The 26,005-nt window shown below is 74.2% G+C and carries 21 protein-coding genes; 15 read left to right on the forward strand and 6 right to left on the reverse strand.

Annotated features, from left to right (window positions below; translation table 11 throughout):
* Positions 1-15 precede the first annotated feature (15 nt).
* The gene (locus tag C9F11_RS09320; protein WP_138958811.1) at positions 16-2,859 is read left to right on the forward strand and encodes a LuxR family transcriptional regulator; all 2,844 of its coding nucleotides are present in this window, start codon (positions 16-18) and stop codon (positions 2,857-2,859) included.
* 111 nt (positions 2,860-2,970) lie between these two features.
* On the opposite strand, the gene C9F11_RS09325 is transcribed toward C9F11_RS09320, so the two are convergent.
* The 3 genes from C9F11_RS09325 to C9F11_RS09335 all read right to left on the reverse strand — a co-directional run bounded on the left by C9F11_RS09325 (position 2,971) and on the right by C9F11_RS09335 (position 4,720).
* Positions 2,971-3,240, reverse strand: a complete 270-nt coding sequence (locus tag C9F11_RS09325; RefSeq protein WP_138958812.1) for a hypothetical protein — start codon at positions 3,238-3,240, stop codon at positions 2,971-2,973.
* Positions 3,241-3,356: 116 nt separating this feature from the next.
* Positions 3,357-4,100 carry an anti-sigma factor gene (locus C9F11_RS09330; protein WP_138966264.1) on the reverse strand — a complete coding sequence of 248 codons (744 nt, stop codon included), beginning with the start codon at positions 4,098-4,100 and terminating at the stop codon, positions 3,357-3,359.
* Between the two features lie 77 nt (positions 4,101-4,177).
* Positions 4,178-4,720, reverse strand: coding sequence for a sigma-70 family RNA polymerase sigma factor (locus tag C9F11_RS09335; protein WP_171075679.1), 543 nt, complete (start codon positions 4,718-4,720; stop codon positions 4,178-4,180).
* A 207-nt stretch (positions 4,721-4,927) separates the two neighbouring features.
* On the opposite strand from C9F11_RS09335, the gene C9F11_RS09340 reads away from it, so the two are divergent.
* From C9F11_RS09340 to C9F11_RS09355, 4 genes are all read left to right on the forward strand, one after another.
* Positions 4,928-6,469: a DUF4331 domain-containing protein gene (locus C9F11_RS09340; protein ID WP_138958814.1), complete on the forward strand. Its 1,542-nt coding sequence runs from the start codon at positions 4,928-4,930 to the stop codon at positions 6,467-6,469.
* A gap of 1 nt (position 6,470) precedes the next feature.
* Positions 6,471-7,814, forward strand: a complete 1,344-nt coding sequence (locus tag C9F11_RS09345; RefSeq protein WP_138958815.1) for a tetratricopeptide repeat protein — start codon at positions 6,471-6,473, stop codon at positions 7,812-7,814.
* Positions 7,811-9,229, forward strand: coding sequence for a sulfite exporter TauE/SafE family protein (locus tag C9F11_RS09350; protein ID WP_249401655.1), 1,419 nt, complete (start codon positions 7,811-7,813; stop codon positions 9,227-9,229). The genes C9F11_RS09345 and C9F11_RS09350 overlap by 4 nt, the downstream gene beginning before the upstream one ends.
* Before the next feature lie 108 nt (positions 9,230-9,337).
* Positions 9,338-10,969, forward strand: a complete 1,632-nt coding sequence (locus C9F11_RS09355; RefSeq protein WP_249402154.1) for a serine/threonine-protein kinase — start codon at positions 9,338-9,340, stop codon at positions 10,967-10,969.
* Positions 10,970-11,009: 40 nt separating this feature from the next.
* Here the strand turns inward: C9F11_RS09355 and C9F11_RS09360 are convergent, their stop codons facing one another.
* Positions 11,010-11,831 (reverse strand): SGNH/GDSL hydrolase family protein, encoded by an 822-nt coding sequence (locus C9F11_RS09360; RefSeq protein WP_138958817.1) that lies wholly within the window; start codon positions 11,829-11,831, stop codon positions 11,010-11,012.
* A gap of 234 nt (positions 11,832-12,065) precedes the next feature.
* Here C9F11_RS09360 and C9F11_RS09365 point away from each other — a divergent pair, with 234 nt between their 5' ends.
* From C9F11_RS09365 to C9F11_RS09390, 6 genes are all read left to right on the forward strand, one after another.
* On the forward strand, positions 12,066-12,422 hold the full coding sequence (locus tag C9F11_RS09365) for a hypothetical protein (RefSeq protein WP_171075681.1): 357 nt from the start codon (positions 12,066-12,068) through the stop codon (positions 12,420-12,422).
* A 34-nt stretch (positions 12,423-12,456) separates the two neighbouring features.
* Positions 12,457-13,560 (forward strand): GNAT family N-acetyltransferase, encoded by a 1,104-nt coding sequence (locus C9F11_RS09370; RefSeq protein WP_138958819.1) that lies wholly within the window; start codon positions 12,457-12,459, stop codon positions 13,558-13,560.
* A 537-nt stretch (positions 13,561-14,097) separates the two neighbouring features.
* Positions 14,098-14,886 carry a glycosyltransferase family 2 protein gene (locus C9F11_RS09375; protein WP_138958820.1) on the forward strand — a complete coding sequence of 263 codons (789 nt, stop codon included), beginning with the start codon at positions 14,098-14,100 and terminating at the stop codon, positions 14,884-14,886.
* Positions 14,883-15,890 carry a glycosyltransferase family 2 protein gene (locus tag C9F11_RS09380; RefSeq protein WP_138958821.1) on the forward strand — a complete coding sequence of 336 codons (1,008 nt, stop codon included), beginning with the start codon at positions 14,883-14,885 and terminating at the stop codon, positions 15,888-15,890. Before C9F11_RS09375 ends, C9F11_RS09380 begins: the two co-directional genes overlap by 4 nt.
* Positions 15,887-16,690 (forward strand): polysaccharide deacetylase family protein, encoded by an 804-nt coding sequence (locus C9F11_RS09385; RefSeq protein WP_138958822.1) that lies wholly within the window; start codon positions 15,887-15,889, stop codon positions 16,688-16,690. The genes C9F11_RS09380 and C9F11_RS09385 overlap by 4 nt, the downstream gene beginning before the upstream one ends.
* Positions 16,691-16,838: 148 nt before the next feature.
* Complete coding sequence (locus C9F11_RS09390) at positions 16,839-20,636, forward strand: lipopolysaccharide biosynthesis protein (protein ID WP_249402155.1); 3,798 nt, start codon at positions 16,839-16,841, stop codon at positions 20,634-20,636.
* A 49-nt stretch (positions 20,637-20,685) separates the two neighbouring features.
* On the opposite strand, the gene C9F11_RS09395 is transcribed toward C9F11_RS09390, so the two are convergent.
* The gene (locus C9F11_RS09395) at positions 20,686-22,107 is read right to left on the reverse strand and encodes a xylan 1,4-beta-xylosidase (RefSeq protein WP_138958824.1); all 1,422 of its coding nucleotides are present in this window, start codon (positions 22,105-22,107) and stop codon (positions 20,686-20,688) included.
* Positions 22,108-22,240: 133 nt separating this feature from the next.
* Here C9F11_RS09395 and C9F11_RS09400 point away from each other — a divergent pair, with 133 nt between their 5' ends.
* Entirely contained in the window at positions 22,241-23,335 is a 1,095-nt protein-coding gene (locus tag C9F11_RS09400) for a DUF5925 domain-containing protein (protein ID WP_138958825.1), read from the forward strand.
* A 41-nt stretch (positions 23,336-23,376) separates the two neighbouring features.
* Here C9F11_RS09400 and C9F11_RS09405 read toward each other — a convergent pair whose 3' ends face one another.
* Entirely contained in the window at positions 23,377-23,760 is a 384-nt protein-coding gene (locus tag C9F11_RS09405; protein WP_138958826.1) for a GntR family transcriptional regulator, read from the reverse strand.
* Between the two features lie 69 nt (positions 23,761-23,829).
* On the opposite strand from C9F11_RS09405, the gene C9F11_RS09410 reads away from it, so the two are divergent.
* The 3 genes from C9F11_RS09410 to C9F11_RS09420 all read left to right on the forward strand — a co-directional run bounded on the left by C9F11_RS09410 (position 23,830) and on the right by C9F11_RS09420 (position 25,905).
* Positions 23,830-24,762 (forward strand): GNAT family N-acetyltransferase, encoded by a 933-nt coding sequence (locus tag C9F11_RS09410; protein ID WP_138958827.1) that lies wholly within the window; start codon positions 23,830-23,832, stop codon positions 24,760-24,762.
* The gene (locus tag C9F11_RS09415; protein WP_138958828.1) at positions 24,743-25,273 is read left to right on the forward strand and encodes a DUF402 domain-containing protein; all 531 of its coding nucleotides are present in this window, start codon (positions 24,743-24,745) and stop codon (positions 25,271-25,273) included. Before C9F11_RS09410 ends, C9F11_RS09415 begins: the two co-directional genes overlap by 20 nt.
* A 62-nt stretch (positions 25,274-25,335) precedes the next feature.
* Positions 25,336-25,905 carry a TetR/AcrR family transcriptional regulator gene (locus C9F11_RS09420; RefSeq protein ID WP_138958829.1) on the forward strand — a complete coding sequence of 190 codons (570 nt, stop codon included), beginning with the start codon at positions 25,336-25,338 and terminating at the stop codon, positions 25,903-25,905.
* Positions 25,906-26,005: the final 100 nt, after the last annotated feature.

The raw sequence follows: 26,005 nt of genomic DNA on the forward strand, positions 1-26,005 counted from the left end.
CAGCTGACGTGAACCATGCTCGAAGGCCGCACCGAAGAACTGCACCAGCTGACGTCCCTGCTCGCCCTGGCCCGCACGGGACACAGCGCGGCCCTCGTCCTGCGCGGCGAGGCCGGAATCGGCAAGTCCGCTCTGCTCGGGGCGGTGGCGGCGGACGGCGCGGGGGCGGACGGCACGCCGTCGGCCGCCCCGTGGGGACGGGTGCTGCGCACCACCGGTGTGGAGGCCGAGAGCGAACTCCCCTTCGCGGGCCTGCACATGCTCCTGCACCAGGTGACCGACCGCGTCGACGCGCTGCCCGCCCCGCAGGCCGCGGCCCTGCGCACCGCGCTCGGCCTCGCGGGCGGGACGCACGGCGGCCCTGGCGACCGGTTCCTGACGGGCGTCGCCCTGCTGACCCTGCTGTCCGAACTCGCCGACGACGGGCCGCTGCTGTGCGTCGTGGACGACGCGCACTGGCTCGACCACGCGTCGGCGGACGCGCTGCTGTTCGCCGCGCGACGGCTCACGGCCGAGGGCGTGGTCATGCTGTTCGCGGCCCGCGAGCCGCACGCGCCGCCGTTCCCCGCCGCGGGCCTGCCCGAGCTGCGCCTGACCGGGATCGACGACGACGCCGCGGACCGGATCCTCGCCGCGCACGCCGCGGACCTGCCGCCGTACGTACGCCGTCAGCTGCTCGCCGAGGCGGGCGGCAACCCCCTGGCCCTGCGCGAGCTGCCCGCCGCCCAGCGCGAGGGGCAGCTCGTGGCGTCCGGGCCGCCGTCCGCGCCGGTGCCGGGCCCCTCCCGCGTGCAGCAGGCGTTCGCCGACCGCATCGCCGCGCTGCCGGAGGCCACCCGCACCCTGCTGCTCGTCGCGGCGGCCGAGGGCACCGGCGACCTGGAGACCACCGCGGCCGCCGCCGCCCGGCTCGGGGCCGCCGTCGCCGACCTGGAGCCCGCCGAGCGCAAGCAGCTCCTTCGGGCCGAGGCCGGGCGGCTCGTCTTCCGGCACCCCCTGATCCGTACCGCCGCCTACCGCGGCGCCCCGCTCGGCGCCCGCCTCGCCGCCCACGCCGCCCTCGCCGAGGCCCTGCCGTGCGTCGGCCAGGTCGACCGCCGCGCCTGGCACCTGGCCGCGGCCACCACCGAGCCCGACGAGCACGTCGCGTCCGTCCTGGAGCGGACCGCCGAGCACGCCCGGGCGCGCGGCGGCTACGCGGCCGAGGCCGCCGCCTTCGAACGGGCCGCGCAGCTCACCCCGGACAGCGCGGAGCGCGCCCGGCGCCTGGCGCTCGCGGCCTCGGCGGCGGCCGACGCGGGCCACGGCGACCACGCCGCCCGGCTCGCGGGCAGCGCGACCCCGCATCTGACGGACCCGGCGCTGCTCGCCCGCCTCGCACGGGTCCGCGCGGGCGTGGCCCGCGAGCGCGACCAGCTGGAGGCCGCGCACACGGTCCTCGTGGACACCGCGTCGGCCCTCGCCGAACGGGCCCCGGAGACGGCGGCGCGCCTGCTGTACGAGGCGATGACGGCGGCCTGGACGTCCGGCCACCGCACGGCGGTCGACGCCGTCGTGGAGCGGGCGGCCGCACTCGGCGTCGAGCCGTCGCCCTCGGCGCCGCCCTATCTGCCCGCCGTCACGGGCCTCGCGCGGCTCGCCGCGGGCGACACCGGCGCGGCCCTGCCCCCGCTGCGGCGCCTCTTCGACGCCGCGCGGAGCCGGGAACACGGCCTCGACCTGCGCGAGCGGGCCTCCGTCGCCGGGTGGTTCGCGCCGCTCGGCGACCTTCAGGGCGGCGTCGAGCTGGCCGCGGACCTGGAGCACGAGTGCCGCGAGCAGGGCGCGGTGGGGCCGCTGCCGCTGGTGCTGCTCCAGCGGGCCAGGGCGCGCGTGCTGCTCGGCCGCCACGGCTGCGCCCTCGCGGGCGCGGAGGACGGCGTCCGCATCGCCCGCGACAGCGGCCAGCACCACTACGCGCACCAGCTGACGGGCGTCCTCGCCCATCTCGCGGCGCTGGACGGGGACGAGGCCCGCGTCCGGGAGCTCGCCGGGCACCTCGACCCGCGGCAGGCACCGCCGGGGCGGGTGTGGGGCGCGGCCGCCCTGCCCCTGCTCGAACTGGGCCTCGGCCGCTACGAGGCGGCGCTGCGCGGCTACGAGGACCTGGCGGCGGGCCCCGCGGGCCACACGGTGGTGGCGCTGCACTGTCTGCCGGACCACGTCGAGGCGGCGGTGCGGGCCGGGCGGCCCGACGCGGCGCACGAGGCGGCACGGCGGTACGCGGACTGGGCGGAGCACACGGGCGCGGCATGGGCGCGCGCCATCGCGGCGCGCTGCCGCGCCCTGCTAGCCGACGAGGCGACGGCGCAGACGGCCCCGACGGCGACCTCGGCACCCTCCGCGCACTCCGCGTACTCCGCGTACTCCGCCTACGAGGAGGCCCTGACGCTGCACACCGGCGACGGCAGGCCCTTCGAGCAGGCCCGTACGCGACTGCTGTTCGGGGAGTGGCTGCGCCGGGCGGGCCGCAGGAGCGAGGCCCGTGCCCCGCTGCGCGCGGCCCTGGACGCGTTCGAGCAGATCGGGGCGGCGCCGTGGGCGGGCCGGGCCCGCGCGGAGCTGCGGGCCACGGGCGAGAGCCGGGCGCGGCAGGGCGGCGGGCGGGTGCCGCTGGAGCGGCTCACGCCGCAGGAGCGTCAGGTGGTGCGGCTCGCGGCGGCGGGGATGACCAACCGCGACATCGGCGCCCAGCTGTTCCTGTCCCCGCGCACGGTGGGCTACCACCTGTACAACGCGTATCCGAAGCTGGGGGTGTCCTCACGGGGCGAGCTGACCCGCCTCGGCTTCGGGGCGGAGGAGGAAGAGCTGAGCGCCTGAGCGCCCCGGAGGGGCGGAGTTGCCGGTACCCGCCGCGTGCCGGGAGTGACGGCGGGGAGAGGGGGAAGCGCGGGCACCCCAGGGCGAGGCCAGAGGCACCCGCGCCCGAGGTCAGTGGCCGCCGAAAAGCGAGCGGCGCAGTCTGCGCAGCGGTGCGAACAGCGAGACACGGCGCACCTGCGCGCGCTTGCCGCCCCGGTCGTGCGCGGCGCCACGCGAGGTGAGCTCACGCATCAGCAGGGTCGCCTCGGCCGCCTCGCGCTGCGGGACGGCGGGGCCGCCCAGCACCGAGAGATGGCGGTCGAGACGCGAACTGCTCGCGCCGCTCCCACATGTGATCGCAGGGACCCTCGCCCTGCTGCGCACTGTTATCTGTTCCATGTCACTCCCCACCCGTACGAGGGCACCCGGCCCAGGGCAGGTTAACCCTATCGCCCCACCATGACACTCGTGTATCCCGGTGGCGGGATTCACCTTCTCCACAAGGACGTTGACGGTTACTCTCCGAATCCAACTGATTCCAGGGTGAGTTGGACGAGGGGCTTACTTGTGGGCCGCGCGGAGCCGCCGTCGCGTTCGACGGTGACAGCGAGTGATTTCGCTCGCGTGCTGAGATCCTTCGCGACCACCGGCGTTTCGCCATCGAGCAGCCCGAGCGAACGGGGCGCGGCACCGGCGCGCATCACCCACAGTTGATGCGCGCGCCCGTCCGGAGGCCGGCCCAGGCCGGTGACGCTCACCACGGCCCGCCGCTCCGCACGGGACGCGATCACACCGATCCCCCGTCCCCGCGCGTCCCGGCCGGTGCTCGCGCGGGCGTCGGGCGCGGCCAGGACGTGGGCGATCTCACGTGCGGCCGCCCGCTCGTCGGACAGCTCGCCGTCGGTGCGGACCAGCGCGAGGGCGAGGAAGGCGGCCGCCACGAGGGCGAGCACCACGCCGGACGCGGCGAGGGCCAGCGGAGCCCGGCCGGTGCCGCGGCGCCGCGGCACCACCAGGGGCTCGGGCGCGGCCCGCGGCCCGGCGGGCTCCTGGGCCGTGGTGCGCACGGCGGCGAGGATGCGCTCCCGCAGATCCTCGGGGGCGGGAACGGAGGCCGCGCGCGCCAGGCGCACGGTGTCGGCGGCGAGCGCGCGCACCTCCCGCGTGCATCGGTCGCAGGTGGCCAGATGCCTCTCGAAGCGGCGCGTCTCGTCCGGGTCGAGGGCGTCGAGCGCGTACGGCACGGCCAGGGAGTGCATGGAGTGCAGCGGGCCGCCCGGCCACCGGCCGCTCGCGTACCGGCGCAGGCGGCTCAGCGGTCCGGGTTCCGCAGGGCTCATGCGGCGGCACCCAGACAGTCGCGCAGGCGCAGCAGGCCGTCCCGCATGCGGGTCTTGACGGTGCCGAGCGGCACGGACAGGCGCCGCGCCACCTCCCGGTAGGTGTAGCCGTCGTAGTAGGCGAGGGTGAGTGCCTGGTGCTGGAGGTCGGTCAGACGCTCCAGACAGCGGCGCACCCACTCGCGCTCCAGGCTGCCCTCCACCGCCTCCGCGACCTGGTCGAAGGCCGGGCCCTCGCCGCGGTGGGCCAGGCGCCGCTCGCGGTCACCGGCCGCGCGGGCGCTGCGCACCCGGTCGACGGCCCTGCGGTGGGCCAGCGTCAGGATCCACGACAGGGCCGTGCCGCGCGCCGGGTCGAAGCGGCCCGCCGTGCGCCACAGTTCGAGCAGCACCTCCTGGGCCACCTCCTCGGACTGCGCCGGATCGCGAAGGACGCGCCGCACCAGGCCGTAGACCGGCCCGGACACCAGCGCGTACAGCTCCTCGAAGGCCTGGTGGTCGCCGTCGGCCACCCGTGGCAGCAGTGCGTCCGCGTCCACAGCCGTCCCCCCACTCTCCCGGCATCCCGGGCGCTCAATTCTGGACTCGGCGGAGATTCGGGGCGAGCCCCCGGGCCGGATTGGCGCGTCGCCGCGGAATTCACCGGCCGCGGGCCAATCCACGGCCGCCCCGGCGCCGAATGGCATGCGTCAGCCGGGCCGTGCGGTCAGCGCGCGGCCCGTACCGCCGAACTGAGGACGGACGCGATGACAGCAGTCGTCACACGCCGCGCGCAGCGCCGCAGGATCCGGGGCGTCGCCGCGCTGGTCTGTGGGGCGCTGGCCGCTGGGGGGCTCGCAGCCGCCGGGGTCAGCACGCTTCGACCGGAGGCCGCGAGCGCCTCCAGCCACCGGGAGGCCCCGCTGATCTCGGGGCAGCCGCAGTACGACAACACCGATGTGTACGCCTTCGTCAGCCCCGACAAGCCCGACACGACGACCCTCGTCGCGAACTGGGTGCCGTTCGAGGAACCGGCGGGCGGGCCGAACTTCTACCCGTTCCCCGAGGACGCCCAGTACGACGTGCACATCGACAGCGACGGCGACGCGCAGGGCGACCTGCTCTACCGCTGGACCTTCGACACGCGCACCAGGAACGGCGACACCTTCCTCTACAACACCGGTGAGGTCACGAGCCTGGACGACCCGGACCTGAACGTGACGCAGACGTACGACATCGACCTGCTGCGGCTGAAGGACCAGAAGGTCGTCTCCACCAAGAAGATCGCCGACGACCTGCCGATCGCGCCCTCGCACGTGGGCAAGGCGTCCATGCCCGACTACGGCAAGCTGCGCGACCAGGCCGTGCGCAAGCTCCCCGGCGGCGGCACCTCCTTCGTGGGGCAGGCCGACGACCCCTTCTTCCTGGACCTCAGGGTCTTCGACCTGGTGTACGGCAAGGACCTGTCGGAGGTCGGCCGGGACACGGTCGCCGGGTACAACGTGAACTCGGTGGCGCTCCAGGTGCCGACCGCCGAGATACGGCAGTCCAAGGACCAGCCGACCGTCGGCGTCTGGTCGACGACCCAGCGCAAGAACGCGGCGGGCAAGTGGACCCAGGTGTCCCGGCTCGGCGCGCCCCTGGTGAACGAGGTCGTCGTCCCGATGAAGGACAAGGACAAGTTCAACGCCTCCGCGCCGTGGGACGACGCGCAGTTCCTGCCGTACGTCCAGAAGCCGGAGCTGCCGCGGATCATCGAGAAGCTCTACAAGATCAAGGCGCCGAAGGAGCCGCGCAAGGACCTGGTCTCGGTGTTCCTCACCGGCGTGAAGGACCTCAACCAGCCGCCGAACGTACGGCCCGCCGAGGCGCTGCGCCTGAACACCTCGATCAAGCCCGCCGAGACGCCCAAGCGGCTCGGTGTCCTCGACGGCGACAACGCGGGCTATCCGAACGGGCGGCGCCTGAGCGACGACGTCCTGGACATCTCGCTCCAGGTCGTCGAGGGCGAACTCCTCGGCCAGAAGAACGACTTGGGTGACGCGGTCGACACCAACGACAAGGCCTTCGGGCGCTCCTTCCCCTATCTGGCGCTGCCCACGGCCGGGTCGCGGGGACCGGTGGCGGGCAAGGACGGCACCGGTGCGCGCACCGCCCTCAGCGGTGGCGCGCCGCCCGTGGACTCCGGCTCGTCCGGCTCCACCGACACCGTGCTGATCACGTCCGCGGCCGTGGGCGGCGCCGGGGTGCTGCTCGTCGGCGGCGGCCTCCTGTGGTGGCGGCGCCGGGCCACGGCCGGGGGTGCCTGAGGTGAACCACGTCTCCGGCCGCGGGCTCCTCGCCGCCGCCGTCCTCGCGGTCGCGCTGACCGGCGGGGCGCTGGCGCTCGGCGGGGTGCCGTCGGACTCGGACAAGGGGCGGCCGTCAGCGGCGGCCGCCCCGCCCGCCGCGCGGGGCGGCGTGCCGGACGCCCTCGGGAACCGGCTGCTCGCCTCCGACCTGGACCGCGGCGTTGCCGCGCTGCGGGCTCGGCTGCGCACCCAGCCCCAGGACGTCCGGTCCTGGGCCGCGCTCGGCACCGCGTACGTCGAGCAGGCCCGGCTCCGCGGCGACCCGTCCCGCTACGCGGAGGCCGAGCGCGCCCTGGACCGCGCGCTCGCGCTGCGCCCCGCCGACGACTCCGCGCTCGCCGGGCAGGCCGCCCTCGCCGCCGCCCGGCACGACTTCGGGGGCGCCCTGCGGTACGCGGAGCGGGCGCTCGCCGTGAACCCCTACAGCGAGGGGGCGCTGGCCTCCCGCGTCGACGCGCTCGTCGAGCTCGGCCGCTACGACCGGGCGACGCGGGCCGTGCGGGAGGCCGACGCGCGCCGCCCCGGCATCCCGGTCTTCACGCGGTACGCCTACGTACGCGAGCTGCACGGCGACGTGGCCGGCGCCCGGAGCGTGCTGCGCCGGGCCGCCACGGCGGCGCGGTCCCCCGGCGACGTCTCGTACGTCGCCACGGCGCTCGCCCAACTGGCCTGGCGCCAGGGCGACTACGCCGCGTCCCTGCGCCACTGCGCGGCCGCGCTGCGAGCCGACCCCGGGAACCTGCCCGCCCTGGAGGCGCGCGGCCGGGCCCGGGCGGCGCGCGGCGAGACGGACGCCGCGATCGCCGATCTGCGCGCCGTCGTCGCGCAGCGGCCGCTGCCGGGGACGCTCGTGGCCCTCGGGGAGCTGTACGACGCCCAGGGGGAGCCGGCGCGCGCCCGCGAGCAGTACCGGCTCATCGACTCCTGGGTGCGGCTCGCCCGCGCGCACGGGGTCAATCCCGACCTCGACACCGCGCTCGCCGCGGCGGACCACGGCGACCGGGCCGTGGCGCTGCGCGCGGCGCGGGACGAGTGGAAGCGGCGGCACACCGTGCACACGGCGGACGCGCTGGCCTGGGCCCTGCACGTCAACGGGCACGACCGGGAGGCCGTGCGGTACGCGCGGCGCGCCACGAGCACGGGGGTGCGGGAGGCCTCCTTCCTCTACCACCGGGGGGCCATCGAGTCCGCCCTCTCCCCCGGCGCGGGCCACACCTGGCTGCGGGCCGCGCTGAACCTGAACCCCGGCTTCTCACCCCGGGGCGCCGGGGAGGCGCGGCGGCTTCTGGGGGTGCCGCGATGACCGCGCCCGCGGCCCGGCGCCCCCTCTCCGGCGCCCGGCGCTGGGCCCGGCGCGGCCTCGTCGTGCTCGCCGTCGTGCTGGGCACCGCCGCGCCCGCCCACGCCCACCCCCTCGGCAACTTCACCGTCAACCAGTACGACGGCCTGCTCCTGGCCCCGGGCCGCCTCCGCGTGGAGCACGTGGAGGACCTCGCCGAGATCCCCGCCGCGCAGGCGGAGCCCGCCATCGACCGCGAGGGAAAGGAGCGTTGGGCACGGGAGCGGTGCCGTGCGGCGGCCGTGCGCGGCCGGGTGGACGTGGGCGGGCGGAGCGTCGCCCTGCGCGCGGCGGCGGCCACGGCCCGCGTGCGTCCGGGCCAGGCGGGCCTGCCCACCGTCCGGGTCGAGTGCCGTCTGACCGCCCCGCTGCCGCCGGGCGCCCTGACGGTCCGCTTCCGCGCCGCGCCCCAGGCCGCCCCGGGCTGGCGGGAGATCACCGCGCGCGGCGACCGCATGACCCTCAGCGGATCGAGCGTGCCGCGCACGTCCCGCTCCGAGCGCCTCACCCGCTACCCGTCCGGCGCCTCCTCGCCCGAGGCGACCACCGCCTCGCTGCGGGCCCGCCCCGGCGGCCCCGCCCTCGCCGACGAGCCGCCCCCGGCCCCCGGCCCCGCCCTGCCCCGCGCCGCGACCGACGCGCTGACCGGCCTGGTGGCCCGGCACGACCTCACCCCGGCCTTCGCGGCGCTCGCGCTCGGCACCGCCCTGCTGCTCGGCGCCCTGCACGCGCTCGCGCCCGGCCACGGCAAGACCCTGATGGCCGCGACCGCCGCCGCCCGCGGCAGCGCCTCGGCGCGGGACGTGCTGCCCCTGGCCGCGTCCGTGACGGTCACGCACACCCTCGGCGTGGTGGCGCTCGGGCTGCTGGTGGCGGGCGGCTCGGCGGCCGCGCCCTCGGTCGTCGCCTGGCTGGGCGTGGCCAGCGGGGCCCTGGTGACGGGCGCGGGCGCGCTGCTCGTACGGCGCGCCTGGCGCCGCAGGCACCGGCCCGCGCACCACCACACACACCACCACGCGCACCCGCACCACCACGCGCACCACCACCCGCCGCCCACCCTGCGCGGCACCCTCCTGCTCGGCTTCGCCGGCGGCCTGGTGCCCAGCCCCTCCGCCGTCGTGGTGCTTGTGGGTGCGGCCGCCCTGGGCGAGGCCTGGTTCGGCCTCCTGCTCGTCCTCGCGTACGGGGCGGGTCTTGCCGTCACGCTGACGGCGGCCGGGTTCCTCGTCGTACGGCTCGGCGCGGTGGCGGGACGGCGCCTGGCTCACGGCCGCACCCCCGGCCTCGCCCGCCGCTTCGCACCGCTCGGCTCCGCCTGCGTGGTCCTCGCCCTCGGGTGCGGATTGGTGGTCAAGGGGGCTGCAACCGCGCTCGGTTGAGCTACTTTTGTGGAGAATCGCACGGCTGCGAATGGGGGGACCGTGACCGGTCAGGCGCGCGTGATCGCGGGGCGTTACCGCCTCCTCTCCCCGCTCGGCGAGGGCGGCATGGGCACGGTGTGGCGGGCCCGGGACGACGTGCTCGGCCGTGAGGTCGCGGTCAAGGAGGTCCGCGCGCCCGCGGGCCTCCCGGCGAGCGAGGTGGAGCGGCTGTACGCGCGCCTGGAGCGCGAGGCCTGGGCCGCCGCCCGCATCGCCCACCGGAACGTGGTGACGGTGTACGACGTGACGCGCGAGGAGGGCCGCCCCTGGATCGTCATGGAGCTGGTGCGCGGCCTGGCCCTGTCGGACGTCCTGGAGGCCGAGGGGCCGATGACGCCGCAGCGGGCCGCGCGCGTGGGCGCGGAGGTCCTCGGCGCGCTGCGGGCCGCCCACGGCGCGGGCGTCCTGCACCGCGACGTGAAGCCGGGCAACGTCCTGCTCGGCAACGACGGCCGCGTCGTCCTCACGGACTTCGGGATCGCGATGGTGGAGGGCAGCTCGGCCCTGACGATGACGGGCGAGGTCGTCGGGTCGCCCGAATTCCTCGCGCCGGAGCGGGCGTTGGGGCAGCGGCCGGGGCCCGAGTCCGACCTGTGGTCCCTCGGGGTCCTGCTGTACGCGGCGGTGGAGGGCGTGTCGCCGTTCCGGCAGGAGACCCCGCTGAGCACGCTGCGCGCGGTCGTCGACGAGGAGCTGCCGCCGCCGCGCGACGCCGGACCCCTGGCGCCGGTCATCGAGGGCCTGCTCCGCAAGGACCCCGCCGAGCGCGCCACGGCCGCCGATGCCGAGCGCGATCTGCGCCTGATCGCCGAAGGCCGCCCGCCGAGCGGCGGACGGGACGTTCCGTACGCGCCGACGGCGGTCTCCCACCAGCCGCCGGCCCCCGTGCCGCCGCCGCCCGGCGGCCACGCGGCCGCGCCCACGGCCGCAGCGGGCACCCCGTACGGCACTACGACCTCGACGGCCACGCCCGAGAGACCCCGCTCGCGGCGCGCGGCCGCGGCCCTCGTCGCGGGCGCCGCCGCGCTGGTGCTCGCCATCGGCGGCATCACGTACGCCCTCGTCAACGACGGCGACGGGAACGACGGCGGCAAAGACGCCGGCAACAACTCCGACGCGGGCGGCGGCAGCGGCGGCAGCACCGGAGGAAAGGACGGCGGCGGGAGCGGCGGCGGGGGCTCCGACGGCGGCGGCAGCGGCAGCGGTTCGAGCGGGGGCGGCGGCACCAACGGCGGGGGCGGCAAGGGCGGTTCGACGGACGGCGGCTCCACCCACGGCGGGGGCACGGGCGGCTCCACCACCAAGCCCCCGCCCCAGTCCGCGCGCGTCTCCCTCACCGGCAGCGGCACGGCGTACACGGGGACCTGCCCGCCCACGCAGGCGGCCTCGTTCACGGCGACGTTCACCGTCGGGCGCGTCCCGGTGACGGTCGAGTACCGCTGGGTCACCGCCGAGGGCGAGTCCGGCGACCCGGGCTGGAAGTCGCTCTCCTTCCCGGCCGGGAGCGGGAAGGTCAAGCAGGTGAACCACACGGAGCAGCCGGGCACGACGAGCGGGACGTACCACAACGAACTCAGCGTCGAGGTCCGCTCCCCCGTGACGACCGCGTCCAACGCCGTGGCGTACTCGGTGACGTGCGAGGAGGAGCCCACCACGGGCGGGGGCTCCTCCTCGTCCTACGAGGCCTTCGCGCCCTGAGGGCGCACCGGCCGCGCCGCGCTCCGGCGCGCGTCGGGCCTCAGGAGGCGTTCCTGCTGAAGACGGGCAGATAGCCGCCGGACTGTCCCGCGGCGGTCGGGTGGTACGACTCGCCGATGTTGGTCCAGACGACGCTGTTCAGCCACGGGGCTCCGGAGCAGATCTCGTGGCCCGCGAACGTGGTGGTGACGTCGCCGAAGGCGAAGCCGTGGTCGGCGGCGCGCTTGGCGACGGCCGCGTTGAGGTAGTCGGCGCCGCCGTTGATGGCGGTCCGCTCGCGCTCGGACAGACCGGCGAGGCAGCTGCCGCCGAGCTTGTAGAAGCGGGGGTAGCCGAGGACGACGACCCGGGCGGACGGCGCCTTGCTCTTGATCGCCGCGTACACGCGGTCGAGCTTGCCGGGCAGCGTCGTGTCGACGTAGGCCTTGGCCTGGTTGACGCGCGCCACGCAGGTGTCCTCGGACTGCAGGACGCAGGTCGTCATCACGTCGCTGAAGCCCGCGTCGTTGCCGCCGACGCTGATCGAGACGAGGCCGGTGCCGGAGTTGAGCGGCCCCAGCTGGTTGGCGAGCACGTCGTCGGTGCGCGCGCCGGAGCAGGCCGTGAAGCTGAACCCGGAGGGCGAGTTGGCGGCGGCCCACAGCGCCGGGAAGGCCCGGGTGCTGCGTTTACAGCCGCCGCTGCCGCTGTCGTAGCTGCCGGCCCCGACGCCGGACGAGTAGGAGTCCCCGAGCGCCACATAGGCGGGGGCCGCGCTCCGCCGGTCGCCGGAGTCGGCGTGCGCGGCGCCCACGCCGGTGAGGGTGGCGGCCGCGGCGAGGAAGAGCGACGCCGCACAGGCCGTGAAACGGGACAATCTCATGGTGCCTCCTTGAGCAGGATTTCCGCCTGGACAGTGGTAGCACCGCACCACCACCGTCGATAGTGTTCATGACAATCAATTCTTCAGTAATTCCCTTGCCCGCTCCACGAGTTCACCGATCATCCGACGGGGTGACGGCGAACAACTGCGCGCTCCCTGCGCGTCTTGACGAGCCGCCGCCGACTGCGCCACATTGAAGCCCGGCATCCGGCGCGTCGGGGGGCAAAGTCGCCAATGCAGACCATCAGGTTCAAGTCGTCGCACAGGGATCTGAGCCCGTTGCTCACGGGCGCGGCCGTCACGGCCGGGTGCGTCGGGGCGCTGTTCGCGCTGCTCGACCTCTCCTCACCGGTGCGCGGGCCCCTGACTCTCTTCTTCCTCGTCGCCGCCCCCGCCGCCGCGCTCGCGCCCTGGCTGCGGGGGCTCGACCCCTGGGGCCGTGTCCTCGCCTCCGTCTCGGCGGCCGTCGTGGTCAACCTGCTGGTCGCCCAGGCCATGCTGGCCCTGCACGTGTGGTCGGTCCGCGGTGGCGTCGCGGCGGTGGCGGGGATCAGTTCGGTCATCTTCCTGTCGGCACTGGCGCGGCGCTAGCGCCCCCGCGCCCCGAGGAGACGGACTTGAAGACGTGGAGATCACCGTCCACCGTCCCGGCGAACTCACCGCGGCGGACCGGGTGGCCTGGACCGCCCTGCAGTCCAAAGCGCATCTGAACGGCTCACCGGGCCTCGCGAACCCCTTCCTCGCCCCCGAGTTCACGCTCGCCGTGGCCCGGGTGCGGCGCGACGTGCGGATCGCGGTCGCCCGGGAGGACGGCGAGCCCGCCGCGTTCTTCCCGTACCAGAGATCCAGAACCGGAGTGGGCCGGGCCGTCGGCCTCGGCGTCTCCGACAGCCAGGGCGTCGTGCACCGGCCGGGCTTCACCTGGGACGCCCGCCGACTGCTGCGCGCCTGCCGCCTGGTGATGTACGAGTACGACCACCTCGTGGACGGCCAGCCGGCGTTCGAGGAGGGGGCCACCGGCTCCTACCCCTCGCCCGTCATGGACCTCGACCAGGGCTACGAGGCCTACCTCGACCATCTGCGCGCGTACTCGCCGAAGTTCCTGCGCAGCACCCTCGCCAAGGGCCGCAAGCTCGACCGCGCCCACCGCGAGGTGCGGTACGTGCACGACGAGCGCGACCCCGAGGCGCTGCGCACGCTGATGGCCTGGAAGTCCGCGCAGTACCGCAGGACCGGCCGCAGCGACCGCTTCGCCCAGGCCTGGATCACCCAGCTGGTGCACCAGCTCTTCCACACCCGCTCGGAGACCTTCCAGGGGCTGCTCTCCGTGCTCTACGTCGACGGGGCGCCCGTCGCCGCGCACTTCGGCCCGCGCACCGAGCGCGTGCTCTCCTGCTGGTTCCCGGCCTACGACCCGGCGTTCGCGAAGTACTCGCCCGGCCTGCTGCTGCATCTGCACATGGCCGAGGCGGCCGCCGCCGACGGCATCGCCTACCTCGATCTCGGGCGTGGCCAGAAACAGTACAAGGACTCCCTCAAGACACGGGAGCTCGCCGTGTCCGAGGGGTGGGTGGCGCTGCGCCACCCCATGGCTCTCGGACATCGTGCGCATCGCGCGCCGGTCCGGGCGCTGCGCAACACGGTCGTATCCCGACCGGAATTGTTCGAACCGGCAGACCGCCTGCTCAAGGGCCTGGGAAAGATCCGTTCCCGGCGCCGAAAAGAGTGAGAAGCGCGCAAGAAGCGCCAGGGAACGTCAGAGAAGAACCAGTGAACAGGGCACATCCAAAGTGTCCTAAGACAACAGTCAATTTATCGAAAACGCGAGACCTCGTTCCAGGTCTTGCCATACGGTCGCAAGCATCAATACCGTCGTACATCCACCCGCAACGGTTCATCGGCAGTCGGTCTAGGGGAGGGCTCAAGACCGCGATGATCCCGGTGCGGGGCGCGGTAGGGGGGTGCCCGTGCCCGGTGACCACAAGTCGTCCGGGTCACGTGCCGCGCAGTCATGCCAGCTCACCCGGGCGTGTCCCGGAGCTCACAGCACGGTGTGGGCTCCGCCATGGCCGGACGTGAGAACCCCCTCTTTCGAACCGGACCCACAACCGGACCGCCCGGGGGCGGGCGGTCCACCGGACGAGAGGGACCTAGACTCATGAGTTCTGTCGTGCGCCCGTTCAATTCGGGCCAAGATCCTTTAATCGACCCGTCACAGAACGGCTCCACCGCGAAGTCGGCACGGCCGTCGCTGACCAAAGCTGGAATGGCCGCCATTCCGAGCCAGCAGCAATACCGGCCGGTCTCCTCACATCTGGCGATTGCGCCTCCGGTGAGCGTCGTGATTCCCGCGATGAACGAAGCGGAGAATCTTCCCTATGTGTTCAAGACCCTGCCCGAGTGGATCCATGAAGTCGTGCTCGTGGACGGCAATTCCACGGACGACACGGTCAAGGTCGCGCGCGAGCTGTGGCCGGACGTGAAGGTCGTCAGGCAGCTCGGCAAGGGCAAGGGCGACGCGCTCATCACCGGCTTCGAGGCGTGCACCGGCGACATCATCGTGATGGTCGACGCGGACGGCTCCGCCGACGGCCACGAGATCGTCTCCTACGTCTCCGCGCTCGTCTCCGGCGCCGACTTCGCCAAGGGCTCCCGGTTCGCCAACGGCGGCGGCACGGACGACATGACGCTCATCCGCAAACTCGGCAACTTCGCCCTGTGCGCGGTCGTGAACGCCAAGTTCGGCGCCCGGTACACGGACCTGTGCTACGGCTACAACGCCTTCTGGCGGCACTGCCTCGACAAGATCGAGCTCGACTGCACCGGCTTCGAGGTCGAGACGCTGATGAACATCCGCGTCGTCAAGGCGGGGCTCAAGGTCCAGGAGATCCCGAGCCACGAGTACCTGCGCATCCACGGCGTGAGCAATCTCAGCGCGGTGCGCGACGGACTGCGGGTGCTCAGGGTGATCCTCACCGAGCGCTCCAACAGGCGCACCCAACGGCGGGTCACACGCACCGCCGCCGTCTCGGCGCGCCAGGGAGAGGTTTCTTGATCACTATCTCAGTGGTCATCTGCGTGTACACCGAGGACCGCTGGGAGGACATCCTCTCGGCGGTCGCCTCGGTCCGGGCCCAGTCCCGCGCGGCCCACGAGACCCTGCTCGTGGTCGACCACAACACATCACTGGGAGAACGCCTCTCCAAGGAGTACAAGGAAGCGCCGGACGTGCGGGTGCTCGCGAACGCGGGCCCCCGCGGCCTGTCCGCGGGCCGCAACACCGGCATCGCCGCGTCCGGCGGGGAGGTCATCGCCTTCCTCGACGACGACGCGGTCGCCGAGCGCGACTGGCTGCTGCGCTTCGCCGAGGCGTACGACGACTCGCGGGTGTTCGCCGTCGGCGGCGCCACCCGGCCGGTGTGGGCCTCACGGCGCCGCCCTGCCTGGTTCCCCGAGGAGTTCGACTGGGTCGTCGGATGCATGTACCGGGGCCACCCGACCGGCCGGGTGCGGGTGCGCAACGTGCTCGGCGGCAACGCCTCGTTCCGGCGCACCGCCTTCGAGCTCGCCGGGGGCTTCGCCAGCGGCATCGGCCGCGACGGCGACAAGCGCCCGCTGGGCGGCGAGGAGACGGAGCTGTGCATCCGGCTCACCCGGGCCCGGCCCGACGCCGTGCTGCTCATCGACGACCGCGCGGTCATCCACCACCGGGTGCCCGCGGCCCGCGAGCGGTTCCGCTACTTCCGCTCCCGCGCCTACGCCGAGGGGCTCTCCAAGGCCCTGGTCGCCCGCAGCGTGGGCGCGGACAAGGGCCTGGAGTCCGAGCGCCGCTACACCACGCGGGTGCTGCCCGCCGGGGTCGGGCGCGGCCTGCGGGACGCGGTCCTCGGCCGCCCCGGCGGCGCGGGCCGCGCGGGCGCCATCGTGACAGGCGTGCTGGCGGCGGCCGGTGGGTACGTCGTCGGAAGCGTTCGCGCACGCAGGGCGGGGACGGAGTTCGCCGTCGTGGACGTGACGGAGGGCCCCGAGGAGAGACGCGTGGAGGGGGCGACCGGATGACCCGAAGAGGGATCCCCATATTCATGTACCACTCGGTCTCGCAGCTGCCGAACGACGCGACACACGAGCTGTCCGTGTCGCCCGAGGCGTTCGCGGAGCAGATGGAAGTGCTCCGCGCGCTCGGCTGCACCCCGCTCACCACCGCGCAGCTGGCCCGGCTCTGGCGCCACCCGAGCCGGCCGCTGCCCACCCGGCCCGTCGTGATCACCTTCGACGACGGCTACGAGGGCGTGCACCGGCACGCCCTGCCGATCCTGACCAAGCAGGGGTTCGGCTCGACGCTGTTCATCGCGACGGGCTGGCTGCGCGGCACGTACAACACCGGCGGTGGCCTCGACACCATGCTCACCTGGGACCAGGTGCGCGACCTCGCCGACTCCGGCGTGGAGATCGGCGGCCACAGCCACACCCATCCGCAGCTCGACCAGCTCTCGGACGACGCCCTGTGGTTCGAGGTGGTCCGCTGCAAGGAGATCCTGGCCGGTGAACTCGGCGCCCCGCCCGTGTCGTTCGCCTACCCGTACGGCTACTCCAGCCGGCGGGTGCGGCGCGCGGTGCGCGGGGCCGGCTTCTGCCAGTCGCTCGCCGTGGGGAACACCCTGGCGCGCCGATGTCAGGGCCCGTACGCACTGCGCCGGGTGACGGTGCGGCGCAGTACGGGCCTGGAGGAGTTCGAGCGGCTCGCCGAGGGCCGTTCGGTCACCCGGACCTTCGCCAGGGACCGGGTCCTCACCAAGGGTTATGCGATAGTCCGCCGTTGCCAACAAGCCCGCCGGAAGGCAGCTCGCTCCCGTGTCTGACACGACCACCGCACAGGCAGAGGTCACTGGGACCACCAGCAGTACCGGCGGCACACCGTCGTCCGGCGGAAAGGAGAGAAGGTCCCGGAGGGTGCGTCTGCCAGGCGCGGGCGGGGGCAGCCCGCTGTTCCGCAACGCCTACGCGTTGATGCTGAACACCGGTATTTCCGGCGTCCTCGGCCTGGGCTTCTGGCTGGCCGCCGCCCGGTACTACTCGGAGTCGGCGGTCGGCCAGGGCTCGGCGGCCATCGCGGCGATGAAGCTCCTCGCGGGCGTCACCGCCGTGACGCTGACGGGCGCCCTCGCGCGCTTCATCCCGGTGGCGGGCCGCGCCACCGGGAAGCTCATCTTCCGTACGTACGCGGGAAGTTCGATCGTCGTCGGGTTCGCCGCGCTGATCTTCCTGAGCACGCTCGACCTGTGGGGGCCCTCGTACCGCTTCCTGCACGGCCCGCTCGCCGGGGTGGGCTTCGTCGCGGCGGTCGTGGCCTGGTGTCTGCTCACCCTCCAGGACGGCGTGCTCACCGGCCTGCGCAGCGCGGTGTGGGTGCCGGTGGGCAACACCGTGTTCTCCGTGGTCAAGCTCGTCCTGCTGATCGTCTTCGCGGCGGCCGTCCCCACGGCCGGGGTGTTCGTGTCGTGGGTCGCCGCCATCGCCCTGTCGGTGGTGCCGCTCGGCTGGCTGGTGTTCCGGCGCCTCGTGCCGCGCCACGTGCGGGCCACCGAGGGCAAGGCGAAGCCGCCCTCGCTGCGCGAGATCGGCCGCTTCCTGGCCGGTGACTACACGGGCTCGCTGTTCTCGCTCGCCGTGGTGTACCTGGTCCCGGTGATCGTCGCCTCGCAGGTCAGCTCCGAGGACAACGCGTACTTCTACATCACCACCACGATCGCGGGCACCACCAACCTCCTGGCGATCAACATGGGCGCCTCGCTGACCGTCGAGGGGGCGCACGACCCGGCGCGGCTCGCCGCGAACACCCGCGCGGCGCTGCGCCGCATGCTGCGGATCATGCTGCCGGTGTGCGCGGTCATCTTCCTGGGCGCGCCCTACATCCTGCACGTGTTCGGGCAGGGCTACTCGGAGGCGGCGACGCCGCTGCTGCGCTGGTTCGCCGTCGGGTCCGCGCTGCGGGTCGTCATGGAGACGTACTTCGCCGTCCTCAGGGCGCAGAGCCGCACGTCCGGCCTCGCCTGGCTGCAGGGCCTGCTGTGCGTGCTCGTCCTCGGTCTGACGCTGGTCCTGCTGCCGCGGATGGGCCTGACGGGCGCGGGCGTCGCGGAGATCTCCAGCCTCGCGGTGATCGTGGCGATCGCCGCGCCCAAGCTGTACGCGATCACGCACCGCACGGCCCCGGAGGCCGCGCCGGACGGCGACCTCGCGGACCTCGGCACCCCGGACGTCCCGCCGTCACCGGTGGCCCGCGCCCAGAGCACCGCCCTCAGGAAGGCCCCCGGGCACCGCCTCGGCCCGGCGTGGGCATTGCGTGACTCCCTCGACTCGGACACCCTGCAACTGGCGATCCACCGGGCCGACCTGGACCACCAGGAGCGCAGGCCGGACGTGCGGCCCGGCCCGGCGACGCCGGTGTTCGGGACGCGGCCGCGCCCGGGCTCGGGGAACGCGGACGGGGGCGGCATGGACGGGCACCGGCCCACGTGGGCCGTGGGGCGGCCGTTCGGCGGCACGCCGTCGCACGGGGCACCGGTGGAGCGCCCGGGCCCGGGCCGCGCGCCCGGTTCCGCCACGGGTGCGGCCGCCGTGCCGTCACCGGCCCCGGCCTCGCCCGGTTCACCGGGCATGAAGACACCGACACCCGTCACGGGCTCCCCGGCCGCCCGGGGCGCGTCCGGGCCCGCCACGGCGAAGCCGCCCGGGCCGTCCGCCGGTTCACCGGCGTCCGCGGCGCCCGCTCCCCCGTCGCGCCCCGCCCCGGCCCCGGACCGCACCCCGCCGGTCCTCGCGCTGCTCCTGGCGCTGGCCCTCGGCCTGTACTGGGTGCCCGCGCTCGGGCTCGGCGAGGGCGACCTCGACGCGATGGGCGGGCTCGGCCTCATCTCCGTCCTGCCGGTGCCCACGCTGGTCGGCGCGGTGCTCCTCGTGGTCGTGTTCGCCTCGCTGCTGCGTCTGGACCGGCCCCGCACCCGGCTGCTCGCGGTGACGCTCGTGGCCACCGTCGTGTCGCTGCACGCGCTGCCCGCCGTCATCGAGACCGAGCCGCGGTTCGCGACGGCCTGGCAGCACCTGGGCTTCATGGAGTTCATCGACCGGACCGGCACGGCGGCGCCCGACCTGGACGCGCGCTGGAGCTGGCCCGGGTTCTTCGCGGGCGCCTCGTTCCTCGCCGAGGCGTGCGGCGTCTCGGACCTGACCGAGCTCATCCGCTGGTGGCCGCTGACCGTCCAGCTCCTGTACCTCCCGCCGATGTTCCTGCTCACCCGGCACATGCGGGCGAGCTGGCGGGCCAAGTGGACGGGCCTGTGGCTGTTCGTCCTGAGCGGCTGGGTGGGCCAGGACTACTTCTCCCCGCAGGGCTTCACCTATCTGCTGTACATCGCCTTCGTGGCGATCCTCCTGGTGTGGTTCCGGGCGCCGCGCGTGCTCTGGTCGAAGCGGCGGCCCGGCGAGGCCGAGGTGGAGCCCGCGAACCGGCGGCAGCAGGCGGTGCTGCTCCTGGTCCTCATGGGCCTGTTCGCGGCCACGGTGCCCGCGCACCAGCTGACGCCGTTCGTGATGCTCGGCGTGGTCACGGTCCTCGTGCTCGTGCGCCGCTGCGAGCTGCGGGGCCTGCCGCTGCTCTTCGGCGTCCTCGTGGTGCTGTGGCTGGGCTTCCTCGCGGAGCCGTACTGGTCGGGGCACTTCGACGAGCTGTTCGGCGGCGTGGGCGGGGTCGGCGGCAATGTGTCGTCGTCCGTCTCCGGCCGCATCGAGGGCGGCGACCCCACGCACAAGCTGGTCCTGTACACGCGGGTGGCGCTGGCCGGGAGCGTGCTCGCGCTGGCCTGCTGGGGCTGGCTGCGCAGGCGCAGGCTGAAGTACCGCGAGGTGTCCCTCGTCGTCCTGGCCTTCGTGCCGTTCCTGGGCTTCGGCATGCAGAGCTACGGCGGCGAGATGGCGCTGCGCGTCTTCATGTTCGCGCTGCCGGGGGTGGCCCTGCTCGGCGGGCTCGCGCTGTTCCCGCGCACCGGGGCGACCGCCAAGGAGCGGGACCGCGACCGGGTGAGCCTCGCGCCGTACGCCGCGCTGCTCGCGGGGCTCGTCCTGGTGGGCGGCTTCCTGGTGGCCCGCTGGGGCAACGAGCCCTTCGAGCGCGTCCGCACGGGCGAGGTCGCCGCGATGGAGTACGTGTACGCGCACGACGACCCGACGGTGCGGCTGCTGTGGATGAGCAACGACACCGTCACCAACGTGACGCCCGCGATCCCCTGGGGCAAGCAGGACCCGGAGAAGGTCGAGTACCTGCCCACGCTCGCGCCGCCCGACCCGCGCCTGGTGTCGGGCCTGGTGAAGGCGCTCAAGGACGCGGGGCCCAACTCGTATCTGATGGTCAACCGCGGCCAGACGGTGTACCTCCAGATGGACTCGGGCTATCCGGAGCACTGGGACACCCGGCTCGTGCGGAACCTGGACCGGCGCGCGGACCTGAAGAAGGTCCTCAGCAACGCCGACGCGACGCTCTACGCGCTGCGCGAGCAGCCGAAGGGCGCGGTGCCGAAGGCGGATCCGGGAGCGGTCGGCCCCAAGGTGACGTGGACCCCGTGGTCGGTGGTCGGCGGCCTCGCGGTGCTGGCGCTCGTCCTGCTGCTCGCGGCGCGCGAGGTGGTGCGCGTCGCGGTGCCGCCGAGCATGGCGCAGCAGCGCTGGCTGCAGAGCAGCTTCTGGTTCTCGCTGCCGCTGCTCGCGGTGTTCCTGGCGTCGCTGATCCAGCGGTTCCTGACGATGGCGTAGGCCCGGTGGGCCCCGTGGGCCCACCGCTCGCGGGCGGGCGTGGAGCGGCTCAGCGCTTGAGCCACTTCACCCCGTACCCGGCGAGGTCGAACCGCTTGCCGTCCACCAGCGCGCTGATGGGCCGGTCGAGCGTGTTCACCACGAGGACGGTGGCGTCGTCGGCGAGGACCCGGACGTTCGGCACGTCGTCGTCGGCGACGGTGACCTTCTCGTACCGGGTGCCGGGCGGGAAGGCCGCGGAGAACTTCCCGAGCAGGTCCAGTATCGGCTTCCCGCGGCCGCCGTCGGCGAGCTGCGTCGAGCTCCACAGACAGCCCGCGCACTCGCCGCGCTTCTGCGGGTTCCAGTAGAAGCCGCTGGTGGTGCCGCCGCGGGCCAGGGCCATGAGTCCGGCGGCGTGCACGGCCACGCGGTGCGCCTCGGACCAGCCGTCGCGCTCGTCCTCGCCGTCGCCGGGCTCCACGTAGTACTCGGCCCACCACAGGGGCAGGTCGCCGGAGCGCTCGCGCAGCCAGCGGCTGACGTCGGTGAACTTCTCGGTGGCCGTGAACGCGTCGGGGACCAGCTCGTCGTCGACCGTGTAGGAGGCGCCGTCGACGACGACGAAGTCGGCGCCCTTCTTGTGCTTGTTCCAGTAGTCGAAGGCGTCGAGCGAGCGCTGGTCCATGGCGCCCCAGGGGCCCTTCAGCTCCTTGGAGACGCCGTCGGTCTGGCGCGGGTCGACGCTGTTCAACACGACGTACGGGCCGCCGACCATGATGTCCTTGTTGACGGCCTTCAGCGCTGTGTAGACGCGGTTGTACAGCTCGGTGTAGCCCTCGTAGTCCCAGCGGTGCTCGGTGCTGTTCCAGAAGCCCTTCAGTTCGTTCCAGACGATGAAGTGCCGTACGTCCGGATAGCGCTTGGCGACGGTGGCGGCGAGCCGGGCGAAGTCGTCGAAGTGCTCGGGCTCCGGGGCGGTCTCCAGGGAGCTCTTGCTCCAGTTCGTGTGGTCGGAGCCGGGCGTGCCGCCCTTCATCCAGTCGGGGGCGCAGCACAGGGTGACGACGGGCGTGCCGCCGGTGGCGCGGATGAAGTCGACGCGGCGGTCCATGGCGCCGAAGTCGTAGCGCCCCTGCACCGGTTCGGGGTTGCCCGAGCCCCAGCCCATGATGTGCTGGATCTGCGGCAGCGGGCGCGGCTGGCCCTTGAGCAGCTTCTCGGCGCGCGCGACGGCGGCGTCCTCGCCCTGGTCCGCGCTGTGCTGGGTGTGCGTGAAGCCCCAGCCGACCTGGGCCTCTCCCCGGGGCGGCGGGTCCATGGGCGTGCCGTGCACCTTGTCGCCGTCCTTGGTGGTGCCCGCGGTGCTGCCGCCGCGCTCGTCGGGCAGCGTGAGCACGGTCAGGACCAGGGCCAGAGCGGCCGCACCAACGCCGAGCAGAGCGGCGAGACGCCACTTCCGCGCATCCGAGTTCCACCCATGCCGTCGCATCGAGGGTCAGCGTAACGGCGACGATTCCCGGTCGGGCGCGTTCCGTACGAGTGTCCGGGACTGGCGCGTGGCGTTCGGGCGGAGTACCGAAACCGGGGTGCACAGGGGCGCGTCCGTGGCGGATCATGGCGGCATGTCTGCGAACCCTCAGGACGCCCTGCCGATCCGGCTCAACGTCGACGACAGCGACTCCCCGTCGGACGTCGTCGACGCGCTGTTCCTCGGCCGCTTCGCGACGGGCGAGCAGCCGTACTCGCACAGTGCGAACATCGACCGGGTGAAGGCGGGCTCGACGCTGCTGCCGCCGGACGCCCGCGTGCTGCGGGCCGCCCGCGACGACGACCGCAGCGCGACGCTCGCCGAGGGCGAGGGCTGGACGCTGCTCGTCTCGCGATGGAACCGGGGCGCGGACGTCACGGTCACGGCGACCACCGCGGAGCTCGCCGAGGACGTCCTGAAACGGGCCACGGACGGCGCGCAGGACGACCCGGAGCCCCAGCCGGAGAACGTGACCATGGGGTTCTGGTACGTCTCACCGCGGCGCGGCCCGTACCGCACGACGCGGCAGATCTCCGCCGGCACGTGGTCGGAGGTGCGGCAGAACTACACCGCGCCGGTGGCCGACGCCATGGACAAGCTGATGAAGACGACGCCGGAGGACATCTCCGGGCGGCTCCTGCTGCTGCACGGTCCGCCCGGCACGGGCAAGACGTCGGCGCTGCGCACGCTCGCGCGCTCCTGGCGCGACTGGTGCCAGGTGGACTGCGTCCTGGATCCGGAGCGCCTGTTCACGGACGTCGGCTATCTGATGGACATCGCCATCGGAGAGGACGAGGGCACGGCGAAGGGCCGCTGGCGGCTGCTGCTCCTGGAGGACTGCGACGAACTGATCCGCGGCGAGGCCAAGCACACGGCGGGCCAGGCCCTCTCGCGCCTGCTCAACCTCACGGACGGACTGCTCGGCCAGGGCCGCAACGTGCTGGTGGGGGTCACCACCAACGAGGACCTGGAGCGGCTGCACCCCGCGGTGGTGCGGCCCGGGCGGTGTCTGGCCCGGATCGAGGTGGGGGCGCTCACCCGCGCCGAGTCGGTGAGCTGGCTCGGCACCACCGAGGGCGTCTCGCGCGAGGGCGCGACCCTGGCCGAGCTGTACGCCCTGCGCCGGGGCACGACCCCGCCGTCCATCCCGTCCACCCGGGACAGCACGGACGCGGGGCTGTACTTGTAGCCCTGAGCGCCTTCCTGCTGTGGGCAACCGTTGCACCGGGCTCAGGCAGGGGAGCCGTAAGCCGCACGCAAGGCATCGCGGACCGCCGAGGCCGCCTCGGTCTCGGAGAGGCCAAGGCGGCGGACCTGCTCGGCATAGGCCTGCGCGGCCCCGGCCGCCGCACGAGCCCCGGCTTCGCGTGCCGCCGCGACGAACGTCCCGTGCCGCCCCCGCGTCTCGACCGCCCCGTCCGCCTCCAGCGCCCGGTACGCCTTGGCCACGGTGTTCGCCGCGAGCCCGAGCTCCTCGGCGAGCCCGCGTACCGTCGGCAGCTTGTAGCCGACGGGCAGCAGCCCGCCCCGCGCCTGCTCGGCGATCTGCGTCCGCACCTGTTCGAACGGCGGCGCGGCGCCCGCGCCTTCCTTGATGACGATCTTCAGAGCCACCCGCCGATTGTCCCGCACCGGCGGAAATTCGGAGGCACCCGGGCCCGCCTCGCGCGTACCGTCCGGGCCATGACTGAGATCCGGGTGCGTGACCTGCGCACCTTCGACCCGCGGGACACCGCCGCCTACGCGGCGGTGCGGCGCGCGGCGGTGCCCGCGCTGCTGGCCACCGCCGCGTCCGTGGCGTACTCCTGCGCGTACGCCCACCCCGACGCCCGCTACCGCGCGCTGGTCGCGGAGGCGGACGGCGAGGTCGTCGGCACGGCCCAGGTGGGCATCGCGCACGACAGCCCGGAGCCGGGCCAGGGCTTCCTCAACGTCTATGTGCACCCGGAGCGGTGCGGCCTGGGCGCGGGCTCGCTGCTCGTGCGCACGGCGGAGGAGCACCTCGCGGCCGAGGGCGCGACGGCGCTGTACTCGTGGGTCCTCGACACGCCGCGCGACCGGGCGTTCGCGGCCCGGCGCGGCTACCGTGCGAGCCGTACCGCGCACTTCCTCCGCCTCGACCTGGCGCGGGGCGGACTGCCGCCGCTCGCCGAGCCGCCCCCGGGGGTCGAACTGCGCTCGGCGGCCGACTTCCGGGACGACCCGCGCCCCCTGTTCGCCCTGGACGCGGAGACCGTGGCGGACGAACCGGGCGACGTGACCGCGCAGTTCACGGACTACGCGCACTGGCTCACCGAGACCTGGCGCCACCCGCTCCTGAACCACGAGCTGACCACGGTGGCCGTGGTGGACGGGGAGCCCGCCGCGTTCACGCTGGCGCACACCGACGACGCGTCCCGGTACGCGTCGGGCATGACCGGCACGGCCCGCGCCCACCGGGGCCGCGGCCTGGCCAAGCTCGCGAAGAACGCCTCGCTGCACCGGGCGCGGGCGGCGGGCTTCGCGGAGGCGTTCACGGGCAACGACAGCGAGAACGGCCCGATGGCCGCGATCAACCAGTGGTTCGGTTACGAGATCCATGACACGGAGGTCCGTCATGTCCGTTCTGTCGACTGACGTCGAGCCCTCGGCCGACGTCGAGGTCGAGCTGCGCAAGGCGGGGCGCACGAAGATCCGCTATCCGGCCCGGCTGCTCGCGGACGACGGCACCCGCGTCACGGTCCGCGCGCCCTGGGCGGGCGCGGGCGTACGGGACTTCGGCTTCGTCCGCTTCGAGCCGGGCGACACGTTCGTGGAGCACTACTGGCGCGACCGCTGGTACGCCGTGAAGGAGGTGTACGCCGCGGACGGCGCGCTCAAGGGCTGGTACTGCGACGTGACCCGGCCCGCCGTCCGCGGCGGCGCCGTCCTCACCGTCGAGGACCTGGACCTCGACCTGTGGTGCGCGGCGGACGGCAGTGCCGTGCTGCGCCTGGACGAGGACGAGTTCGCGGCGAGCGGCATCACCGCGGCCGACCCGACCGCGGCCGCCGCGGCCGTGCGGGCCCTGGACGAGCTGGAGCGGCTCGCCGAGCGGGGGCTCCTCCCGAGGTCGTCCGCGGCCCTTCCGCCCCAGCCTAAGGAGTAATCCAGTTTGCCTAAAGCCTTTAGGTAACTGCATAATCGGTTCTGTCGAAGGAGAGGACCGATATGGCACGCGTGGGACTGACCCCGGAACGCCTGACCCGGGCGGGCGCGGAGCTGGCCGACGAGGTCGGCTTCGACCAGGTGACCGTCTCGGCGCTCGCCCGGCGGTTCGACGTCAAGGTCGCGAGCCTGTACTCGCACGTGAAGAACTCCCAGGACCTCAGGACGAGGATCGCCCTGCTGGCCCTGGGAGAACTTGCCGACCGGGCCGCCGACGCGCTGGCCGGGCGCTCCGGCAAGGACGCGCTGACCGCCTTCGCGCACGTCTACCGCGACTACGCCAAGGAGCACCCCGGGCGCTACGCCGCGGCCCGGCTGCGGCTCGACCCCGAGACGGCGGCCGCGAGCGCGGGCGTCCGGCACGCGGCGATGATGCGGGCGATCCTGCGCGGCTACGACCTGGCGGAGCCGGACCAGACCCACGCGGTCCGGCTGCTCGGCAGCGTCTTCCACGGCTACGTCAGCCTGGAGACGGCGGGCGGATTCAGCCACAGCGAGCCGGACCCGCAGGAGAGCTGGGTCCGGATCCTGGACTCCCTCGACGCCCTGCTGCGGAACTGGCCCGCGCCCTGAGACACGTGCTCCGGCCCCGCCGTGTCCCGCCCCGACCGGGGGCACGGCGGCCGCGTCCTGCCCGGAGACACCGTGCCCCTCGGACCCTGCCCTGCCCGGA

The organism is Streptomyces sp. YIM 121038, assembly GCF_006088715.1.
GTDB lineage: Bacteria > Actinomycetota > Actinomycetes > Streptomycetales > Streptomycetaceae > Streptomyces.